6 protein-coding genes are annotated in these 7,883 nt (G+C 74.1%); 4 read left to right on the top strand and 2 right to left on the bottom strand.

Going from position 1 to position 7,883, the window contains the following annotated elements; genetic code table 11:
* Positions 1 to 143: 143 nt before the first annotated feature.
* Positions 144 to 2,315: an RNA polymerase recycling motor ATPase HelR gene (gene helR, locus AB0G79_RS26450; protein WP_360810582.1), complete on the bottom strand. Its 2,172-nt coding sequence runs from the start codon at positions 2,313 to 2,315 to the stop codon at positions 144 to 146.
* 191 nt (positions 2,316 to 2,506) lie between these two features.
* Between helR and AB0G79_RS26445 the strand changes: the two genes are divergently transcribed.
* Entirely contained in the window at positions 2,507 to 3,994 is a 1,488-nt protein-coding gene (locus AB0G79_RS26445; RefSeq protein WP_360810580.1) for a TerD family protein, read from the top strand.
* 90 nt (positions 3,995 to 4,084) lie between these two features.
* Positions 4,085 to 4,375, top strand: coding sequence for a hypothetical protein (locus AB0G79_RS26440; RefSeq protein ID WP_360810578.1), 291 nt, complete (start codon positions 4,085 to 4,087; stop codon positions 4,373 to 4,375).
* A gap of 100 nt (positions 4,376 to 4,475) precedes the next feature.
* On the opposite strand, the gene AB0G79_RS26435 is transcribed toward AB0G79_RS26440, so the two are convergent.
* Positions 4,476 to 4,964 (bottom strand): VOC family protein, encoded by a 489-nt coding sequence (locus AB0G79_RS26435; RefSeq protein ID WP_360810576.1) that lies wholly within the window; start codon positions 4,962 to 4,964, stop codon positions 4,476 to 4,478.
* 166 nt (positions 4,965 to 5,130) lie between these two features.
* On the opposite strand from AB0G79_RS26435, the gene AB0G79_RS26430 reads away from it, so the two are divergent.
* On the top strand, positions 5,131 to 6,468 hold the full coding sequence (locus AB0G79_RS26430; protein ID WP_360810574.1) for an aminotransferase class V-fold PLP-dependent enzyme: 1,338 nt from the start codon (positions 5,131 to 5,133) through the stop codon (positions 6,466 to 6,468).
* Positions 6,453 to 7,790: an extracellular solute-binding protein gene (locus AB0G79_RS26425; RefSeq protein WP_360810572.1), complete on the top strand. Its 1,338-nt coding sequence runs from the start codon at positions 6,453 to 6,455 to the stop codon at positions 7,788 to 7,790. The genes AB0G79_RS26430 and AB0G79_RS26425 overlap by 16 nt, the downstream gene beginning before the upstream one ends.
* Positions 7,791 to 7,883 lie beyond the last annotated feature (93 nt).

Raw genomic sequence — 7,883 nt, 5'->3', positions numbered from 1 at the left:
CTGCTTTTTTTTGGGGGGCGGGCCGGCCCCGGCGGTGGGCGCCCCCAACCATTTGGGGTGTGGGGGGGGGGGGGGGGGGGGGGGGGCGGCCCCCCCCCCCGGGGCGGCCCCGCGCGGTGTTGCGGGGGGCCCCCCGGCCCGCCTCACGTCAGGATCACGAGCCGCTGCGTCGCCCGCGTCATCGCCACGTAGCGGTCGACCGCGCCCGCGATGCCCTCCCCGTACGACGCTGGGTCGACGAGGACCACCAGGTCGAACTCCAGGCCCTTCGACAGGCTCGGCGTCAGCGAGCGGACGCGCGCCGACTCCGGGAAGTCCGGGGCGCCGATGACACAGGCCACACCGTCCGCGTTCTCCGCGAGCCACGACTCCACGACGGCGTCGAGACCGCCGACCGGACCGCGGACCACGGGGATGCCGCTGCTCCGGATCGACGTCGGCACGTTCGCGTCCGGCAGGACCGCCCGGATCACCGGCTCCGCCTCCGCCATGACCTCCTCCGGCGTGCGGTAGTTGACGCCGAGGCGCGCCACCTCCACCCGGTCGAGACCGATCCGCGCGAGCCGCTCCTCCCACGACTCCGTGAAGCCCTGCCGCGCCTGCGCCCGGTCGCCGACGATCGTGAAACTCCGCGAGGGGCACCGCACGAGCAGCATCTGCCACTCCGCGTCCGTCAGCTCCTGCGCCTCGTCCACCACGACGTGCGCGAACGGCCCGGCCAGCGGATCCGCGCCGCCCTCCGGCAGCGCCGAGTCGTCCACCAGACTCTCCTGGAGGTCCCGCCCGCGCAGCATCGTCACCGCGCCCTCGCCGTCCGCGTCCGCCGCCACGATGTCGTCGATGACCCCCGCCATCCGCTCCCGCGCCACCGCCACCGCGGCGTCGTGCAGCCGCCTGCGAGCCGACGCCTTCGGGTCGCCGAGCCGCTGCCGTGCCGCGTCGAGCACCGGCAGGTCGGACGCCGTCCACGCCTGCGGCTCCGCCCGCTGGAGCAGCCGCACCTCGTCCCGGTCGAGCCAGGGCGCGCACATCCGCAGATAGGCCGGTACGGACCACAGGTCCCCGACGACGTCGCCCGGTTCGAGCAGCGGCCACGCGCGGTGGAGCGCGCCGACGAGCTCCTTGTCGTGCGAGAGCGCGCGCCGGAACTGCTCCCGGGAGACGGCGTCCTCGTCGTCCTCGCCGTTCCCCTCGCTCTCGAACCTGTCCCACAGGATCGTGACGAGCTCGTCCCAGACGAGGTCCCGCGCCTCGTTGTGCGGCGTGCTCGGCCCCGGCGCCTCGAACGCCTCGACCCATTCCTCCGGGCTCAGCCAGAGGTCGCACCACGGCGTGGAGACGGTCATGCCCTCGGCCGGCGGGTCCTCGTAGAACCGGACGGCCTTCTCCACCGCCCGGACCATGTCCGCCGACGACTTCAGCCGCGCCACCTCCGCGTCCGTCTCGTCCGGCGCCCCCGCCCCCTCCGGCACGAGGTCGCGCAGCGTGCAGGTCCGCACCCCCTCCTCGCCGAGGCTCGGCAGCACGTCGGCCACGTAGGCGAGGTACGGGTCGTGGGGGCCGACGAAGAGGACGCCGCCGCGCCTGTGCCCGAGCCGGGGGTCGGAGTGGAGCAGGTACGCGGAGCGGTGCAGCGCGACGACCGTCTTGCCCGTACCCGGGCCGCCGTCCACGACCAGCGCGCCCCGGGAGCCCGCCCGGATGATCGCGTCCTGGTCGGCCTGGATGGTGCCCAGCACGTCCCGCATGCGCGACGACCGGTTGCTCCCGAGGCTCGCGAGGAACGCCGACTGGTCGTCGAGGGCGGCGGCGCGGCCGGCGAAGCCCTCCGGGGCGAAGACCTCGTCCCAGTAGTCGCTGATCCGGCCGCGGGTCCACCGGTACCGGCGCCGGCTCGTCAGCCCCATCGGGTTGGCGTGGGTCGCGCCGAAGAACGGTTCGGCGGCGGGGGACCGCCAGTCGACGAGGAGCCGGCGGCCCGAGGTGTCCGTGAGCCCGAGCCTGCCGACGTACAGCGGCTCGGAACCGTCGCCCGCGACCATGTGCCCGAGACACAGGTCGAGCCCGAACCGGCGCAGCGCGCGCAGCCGCGCCGACAGCCGGTGCACCTCCATGTCCCGCTCCATCGCCTCGCGCCCGACCCCGCCCGGAGCCCTGAGGACGGCGTCCAGACGGTCGGACAGCTCCGCGATCACCTGCTCCAGGCTCTCCGCGATGTCCGCGAAGTGCCGCTCGTCGGCGGCGATCAGATCGGGGTCGGCCTTGTCGGAAAGTCGGTCGGGCAGGGCGAACGCGCTGGTGCTCAGGGGGGTCATGGTCCGAGATTCTCCGCTCCGCGGGGGGCCTTGCCGCAAGCCCCCCTGTGCGCTATAAGTTAAGAGTGGCGAGAGGTGCTTGTTCCCTCCGCCCTTCTTCTTTTCCCCCGCCGCCCTTGTCCGGGACGTCCCACGGTTGCAAGATCGTTGGGTAGGCGTGCGCGGAAGCGCACCTGGTGGGGGTGGGGACCATGATCAAAGGGAACAACGGCTGGGTGCCGTCCGTACCGCTGCGGATCGCCGTCCGGGGCAGGGGCCTGGACGCCATGGCGCTGCTGCTCACGGAGCGCGGCACCGTCCGGGGCGACGCGGACGTCGTCTTCCACGGCGCGCCCGCGCACCCGGCCGGCGCGGTCCGGCTGACCGAGGGGGACGCGGCCACGGGCACGTCCTGGCTGGAGGTCGGCCTCCCGACGGTCGAGGCGCAGATCGCCCGCGTCCTCGTCGTCGGCTCGACCGAGCGGGGCGCGATGCGGGACGTGGACGGGCTGGCCGTGGAGGCGTACGCCCCCGACGGCGGCTCGGTCGCGCGGTACGAGGTGACGGACGGCGCCGGGGAGACGGCGATGGTCCTGGCCGAGCTGTACCGGCGGGACGGCGGATGGAAGTTCCGCGCCGTCGGCCAGGGCTGGGCGAGCGGGCTCGCGGGGCTGGCGACGGACCACGGCGTGGACGTGGCCCAGGAGGCACCGGCGGTCGCCCCCGTCGCCGCCGCGCAGACGCCGCCGCCCGCGACACCGTACGGGACGGGGTCCGCGCCGGCGCCGTCGCCCGCTCCGTCCTTCGCACCGCCCCCGCCCCCGGTGCCGGCGCCGGCACCGGAGCCCGCGCCGGGATTCGGGCCGCCGCCCGCCGCGCCGTACGCGCCGGGGTTCGCGGCCCCGCCGCCGCCCGCGCCCCAGTCCCCGCCGGGGTACGGTCCGCCGCCGGGCGCGTACGCACCGCCGACGTACGGGCCCCCGACGTCCACCCCGCCGGGGTACGGTCCGCCCGGCCACCTCCCGCCTCCGCCGCAGGCCGCGCCGTCCTTCGGGCCGCCCGCGACGGGCCCGGCCCCCGGCGCGGTACCGGGACCGTTTCCTGCCCAGGTCCCGTGGTCGTACGGTCCCGTCTTCGCCCCGCACGTCCTGACCGGGCGGCACAACGACGTGATCTCCGTGCCCGGACTGCCGCCGGGTCCGGTCGTGGTCCAGCTGGAGGTGGAGGGCGACGGCTACACCGGCCTGTACGTCCTCGACCACCGCAACAAGGAGGCCGAGGACGGAGACCTGGTCTCCAGCACCGAGGAGGACTTCCGAGGAAGGATGCTCGCCACGGTCCCCGCCAACGGAAACCTGCGCCTGCGCCTGGAAGCGGAGGGCCCCTGGCGCGTGGAGGTGGCGCCGCTGGCCTCGGCGCTCGTGCTGACGGAGGCGGAAGTGCCGCACCAGGGCCCGGACGTCCTGCTGCACACCGGCGGAACGGCCGACCTCGTAATCGACTACCGGGGCGACGACGCCCTGTTCGTCAACCTCTACGAACTCCGCGGACACCACGACCACACCACCCTGCCCGAGATGGAGGACGTGGTCTGCGAGACCGGCAGCCGGCGCGAGACGGTGCCCTTGCCGGCGGGGCCGCTCGTCGTGCAGGTCGAGAGCGCGGACGGGCCGTGGAGCGCGAGGCTGCGACCGCTGTAGGCAGGGCCCCCGCGCCGCGGGGGTCCCCTGTTCGGCCGTCAGGAGCGGGCGGTGGCCGTGTCCGTCGGGACGCAGTCCCGTTGTGTGGGTGTGATTTCGACACGACGCATCTCCACCGTCCTCGCCGTCGCCGCCGCCTTCTCGGCCCTCGGCGCGACCGCGGCGACCGCCGCCCCGACCAGCCCGCTCGGGCCGCCGATCAACCCGGTGACCGAGCTCGACGCCGTCACCACGATGGGCATCCCCGAGGAGTCGCGAGGGGAGTTCCCCGGCATCGCCGAGCAGCTGGGCGGCCTGAGCCGCGTCAACGAACTGGGCCAGCTCACCCAGCTCACCGACCAGGCCTCCTTCGCCACCGGCCTGCTCCCCGAGATCTCCTGACCCTCCGTCCTCCCTCTTCCTCCCTCTTCCTCCCGCGGCACCGTGCGACGCCTCCCGGCGCGGCACGGTGCCGCGGTCATTCCCGCAGGACCGAGGGGGCTCACCCGCTCCCGGTCACGTCCCCGCCCGGCGCGCTCATCGCCTCCGCCGCCCGGCGTTCCATCTCCTCGTCGGGGACGTCCTCCACGTGTGTCGCCACGTTCCACCGGTGGCCGAAGGGGTCCTCCAGCTGCCCGGTGCGGTCGCCGTAGAACTGGTCCTTGACCGGCTGGAGTTCGCGGGCTCCCCGGGCGAGTGCCCTGGCGAACACCGCGTCGACGTCCGCCACGTACACGTGCAGCGTGACGGGCGTGCCGCCGACCGACCCGGGGGAGCGGAAGTCCATGCCGGGGAACTCGTCCGCGAGCATCACGACCGAGTTGCCGAGGGCCAGTTCGGCGTGGCCGAGCGTGCCGTCGGGCGCCGGCATCCGCATGCGCTCGACCGCGCCGAACACCGAGACGTAGAAGTCGATCGCGTCCGCCGCCCCGTCGACACAGAGGTACGGCGTGATGCGCGGGTACTCCTTGGGGATGGGCTGTACGGCCACGGAACTCCCACCTTCCGGTCGGGGCGACGCGGGCTCGGCGCCGTCACCTCTTCCCATCGTCCGGGAAATCTCTCCGCCGGACCTCTTGTCGGGGTGGTCCGTTCTCCCTAATGTGAACCTTCAAATCCAGGGAGTGCCACGCACCTGGCCTGTTGAGGAACATATTTTGAACGATCAAATTCCTGGCCACCTCGCTCCGCCGGGGCCGGCCCCGGGCTATCTCGACCATGCCCGGATCGGTCCGGTCTCCCACGCGGCCGTCGCCGCCTCCGCCGCCGCGACCGCCCTGGCCACCCGCGCCGCCCCCGCCGACGTCGACCGGCTCTTCGCCCTCAGCGACGCGGCCCGCGCCTCGGCGGCCACGCTCCTCCACGCCGCACCGCACGAGATCGCCCTCGCCCCGTCCACCAGCAACGGCCTCTTCACCGTGGCCGCCGCGCTCCGGGGACCCGGCACCGTCCTCGTACCCCGGGGCGAGTTCCCCGCCAACATCTACCCCTGGCTCCGCTTCGCCGGCCGCGGCGGCCCCGACGTCCGTCTCGTCGACCCGGTCGGGTGGCGCCACATCACCCCCGACCAGTTGCGCCGCCACCTCACCCCCCAGGTCACCGCCCTGACGGTGAGCGCCGTGGACTCCCTCACCGGGTACGTCGCTCCGCTCGCCGAGCTCAAGGAGGTCCTCGGCCCGGACCGGCTGCTCGTCGTCGACGCGATCCAGGGCCTCGGGGCCGTACCGCTCGACACGGACGCCGTCGACGTCCTCGTCAGCGGCGGCCAGAAGTGGCTGCGGGCCGGCTGGGGCGCCGCGCTGCTGATGATCCGCGACCGGTGCGCCGAGCGCCTCGTCCCCGGGCTGGGCGGCTGGGCGGGGGTCGAGGACCCCTTCGCCGTACGGCATCCCGCGCCGCCGCTGCCGGGCGCCGCCGCCCACCTGGCGACCAACCCGGACTTCCCGGCCGCCGCGGCGATCGGCGCGGCCGTGGACGAGCTGCTCGGCCGGGGTGGCCCGGCCGCCGTGGGGAACCGCGTCCGGGCCACCCTCGCCGAGCTGCTCGACCGCGCCCGCCGGGCCGGGGCCGAGGTCCTGCTCGACGGACTCGCGTACGGGGAACGGGCCGGCATCGGCACGTTCCGCCTCCCCGGCCACGACTCCGTGACCGTGCACCGGGCCCTGGAGGCAGCGGGTGTGATCACCACGCGCCGCGGCGAGTGGATCCGTCTCTCGCCCCACCTCTCCACCCCGGCCGTCGCGGCGGACCTGCTCGCCGACGCGCTGCACACGCTCACCGGCCACACCCGCACCACCCGCACCACCCGCACCACCCGCACCACCCGCACCACCCGCACTACGGTCCCGGCCACGGGCGACGCCACTCGTCCCACGGTCCCGGCCGAGGGCGACACCAGCACCACCGCCCCGGCCGCGGGCGACACCGCCCGCACCCTCGTCCCGCCCACCAGCGACACCACCCTCACCCAGGAGCCGTCATGTCCCACCACCTGAGCCGTCGACAGATGCTTCACCTCGCCACCGCCGCGGCGGCCGGACTCGGCCTGGCCGCCTGCGGCAACAACGGCGGCACGGGGGGCGACGACGCCGGCGCCGACGGCGACAGCGGCAAGATCACCGTCTGGAGCTGGACCACCGCCGCCCAGGCGCTCCGCGGCGTCGTGCCCGACTTCGAGCGGGACAACCCCGGCATCAAGGTCGACGTCCAGGACCTCGGCAACCCGGCCATCTGGGACAAGATCACCGTCGGTCTCGCGTCCGGCGGCAAGGGCGTCGGCGACGTCCTCCACATCGGCGTCGACTACCTGCCCGGCTACATGGAGAAGTTCCCCAAGGCCTTCGCCGACCTCTCCAAGCTCGGCGCCGACAAGTACGAGGACGCCTTCGCGGAGGGCCTCTGGCCCACCACCCTCGGCAAGGACAAGGCCGTCCACGCCCTGCCGTGGGAGGTCAACCCGCTCGGGCTCTTCTACCGCAACGACTACTTCGAGAAGGCCGAGGTCGACCCCGCCTCCATCACCAGCTGGGACGACCTCATAGCCGCCGGACCGAAGATCCGCGCCGCCACCGGTGCCCAGCTCATCGGCCTCGACAAGCCCGGCACCACCCAGGACATGGACTTCTTCCAGAACCTGATGCAGCTCCAGGGCGCCTTCTACTTCGACCACGAGGGCAAGGTCACCCTCGCCTCCGACGAGGCGGTCAAGGCCATGACCATCATCAAGCGCCTCAACGACGCCGGTCTCATGGCCGACACCGCCGGCACCGGCACCGGCAAGCGCCTGCTCAGCCAGGGCAAGCTCGCCTGCGCCCCGTACCCGGCCTGGGCGATCGAGTACCTCTCCACCAACTACGCCCAGCAGAGCGGCAAGTGGCGCGTCATGCAGCCGCCGGCCGCCGTCCCCGGCGGCAAGCGCAGCGTCATCGTCAACTCCACCTTCCTCACCGTCTCCGCGACGAGCCCGCGCCGCAAGGCCGCCTGGCGCTTCATCGAGTACGCACTCACGCAGCCCGCCCAGATCAACAAGATGTTCGCCGCCGGCGGCGTCTTCCCCGCCCTCAAGGCGGCCTACGACGACCCGAAGTTCGACGCGCCGAACCCCTTCTACGGCGGCCAGAAGGTCCTGCGCTCCTTCACCGACTCGCTCGCCCTCGGCTCGGACGCCACCAACTTCACCGGCGACTACAGCCGCGCCCTCAAGCTCGCCAGCGACGCCCAGAGCCAGGTGCTCGTCAAGGGCGCCGAACCGGCCGACGCGCTCAAGGCCGCGGCCAAGCAGCTCGCCCAGCAGACCGGCCGGCAGCAGGCGGCCTGACCATGTCCCTCGCACCGTCCGAACGAGCTTCCGAGGGCGGGACCGCGACCGCCCGGGGCGCCGGTGTCACCACCGGCCCCTCGGGCCCCGCGG

The organism is Streptomyces sp. NPDC020807 (assembly GCF_040641575.1).
In the GTDB taxonomy this organism is placed as follows: domain Bacteria; phylum Actinomycetota; class Actinomycetes; order Streptomycetales; family Streptomycetaceae; genus Streptomyces.
This window is presented reverse-complemented; position numbering and strand designations above follow the sequence as displayed.